Source organism: Mesorhizobium escarrei (genome assembly GCF_935825525.1).
Classification (GTDB): Bacteria; Pseudomonadota; Alphaproteobacteria; order Rhizobiales; family Rhizobiaceae; genus Mesorhizobium; species Mesorhizobium escarrei.
Genome location: NZ_CAKXZT010000086.1, coordinates 1 through 1,865 on the forward strand (window position 1 = coordinate 1; position 1,865 = coordinate 1,865).

At 63.0% G+C, this 1,865-nt stretch carries 1 protein-coding gene; it reads right to left on the bottom strand.

Annotated elements, in window-relative coordinates; genetic code table 11:
- Positions 1 to 27: 27 nt before the first annotated feature.
- Complete coding sequence (gene ltrA / locus NMG80_RS05720) at positions 28 to 1,506, bottom strand: group II intron reverse transcriptase/maturase (protein WP_436798549.1); 1,479 nt, start codon at positions 1,504 to 1,506, stop codon at positions 28 to 30.
- Positions 1,507 to 1,865: the final 359 nt, after the last annotated feature.

The window sequence follows — 1,865 nt, forward strand, 5'->3', positions numbered from 1 at the left end:
CGCAGGCGGCTTTCCCGCACGTGGCTCCTACCTCGGGTGATTGACGGCGAAGCGCGCATCGGGCCAAGGATGACGGATCCTGGGCTTGGGGAGATAGTCGGCGGCTGTCTTCGCGATACGCTCCCACGTGCAGCCGTCCTTCTGGCTGCGGCGCCGCAGCGCCCTTCGCCAGAGGTCGGTCACATGATCCCGGAACGCAGTAATCGCCCGGCCGTTCATGGGAACCGCGAAGTACTCGAAATGCCCCGTCACGACCTGCCTCAGCCATCGCCCCTGTTCGGGGATCGGCCAGTGCATCCGCTGCCGCAGCTGCGCCTTGATGCTCCGGAGTTTCGCCCGCATGCGGTCGCCGCGGGTCTTCCGTTGAAGCTGGAAGCGCCCTCGGCGTGATTTACCGCAGATGAACGTGAACCCCAGAAAGGCGAAAGTCTCCGGTTTTCCGAGCCCGCGCCGCTTGCGATTGGCCGCCGCGAAGCGGCCAAACTCAATCAAGCGGGTCTTGTCCGGATGGAGCGACAGCATGAACTCCTCAAGCCGCGAGCGCATTGCATCGAGGAAGCGACGAGCGTCGTCCTCGCGCTCGAAGCCGACGATTACATCATCGGCGTAGCGCACGATGATCATGTCGCCGGCAGCTTCGCGCCGTCGCCAGCGTTCGGCCCACAGGTCCAGGACGTAGTGCAGGTAGATATTGCCGAGGAGCGGCGAAATCACCGACCCTTGACCCGTTCCCCTGTCATCCACAGTCACGATCCCGTCTTCGAGAATACCCGCTTTCAACCATTTCTGGATCAGGCGGATGATGCGCTTGTCGCCGATCCGATGCTCCAGAAAGCGAACCAGCCATTCCTGGCTGACTTCGCCGAAGAAGTTTCGGATGTCGGCGTCTATGATCCAGCTCACCTTCCGCTGTTCGATTGCAACGCACAGTGCGTCCAACGCATCATGCGGTCCTCTTCCGGGTCGAAACCCGTAGGAGAAACCGCAGAAGTCGCCTTCATAGATGGCATTGAGCACCATGACGGTTGCCCCTTGGACGATCTTGTCTTCCAGAGCGGCAATCGCCAGCGGCCGCTGCTTTCCGTCCGCCTTCGGTATGTACGTCCGGCGAGACGGTTGCGGTCGATACGCTCCCCGATGAACCCGTTCGTGCAGGTCCTCAAGCTTGCGCTCAAGGTCTGCCTCGTAGTCCCGCCATGTCACGCCATCCGCCCCAGGAGCCGCCTTGCGCCTGAGCGCATAGAAGGCCGTCCGAAGTGTGTCGACATTGACATGGTGGAGAAGCGCGGTGAACCGTTCTTTCTTCCTTTGCCCTGCAGCTTTCCGTACGCGGGCCAGCGCATGGGACACGCGAGCCCGGTCCTGTGCCCGGTGCGTGCTTTGCTGGTCCGCGTTCCCCTTGGTCCCCGCCCTTGGCTCCATCGCCTCCGCCGCCGAAGAACCGGCTTTGTTCGGCGACTTCACAGCTACTATGGCGGAGTCAGACTTCTCTTGCCCGTTCATCATCGGCTACGGCTCCTCACCTTCCCGATGCGGACCGGTGTGGCTGGACGCCGCCCGGCCGGGCAAGAGATCTCCCAGGTTCCGACGCGATCCTTCCGTGCGTGATGTGGCCTTCGACCCCGGCAAGGCGACAGAGCCTCGCGTAACGGCTCCGCACATGTTGCCTTCGGCGTTTTCAACCGCCTCGGCCCCTGCGCTCTATCAATTTCGTGGCTCAATCCCACACCCCACACGGTTGCTGTGTACGCTTCACCGTGGTCGTCGCCTTCCACGCCGCAACACTCACTACCGGGCGGGCGCTACCCCTTACCCGGGCCGGACTTTCACCGGCTGGACCGCGCCAGCTTTCCTGGCGCACTGAA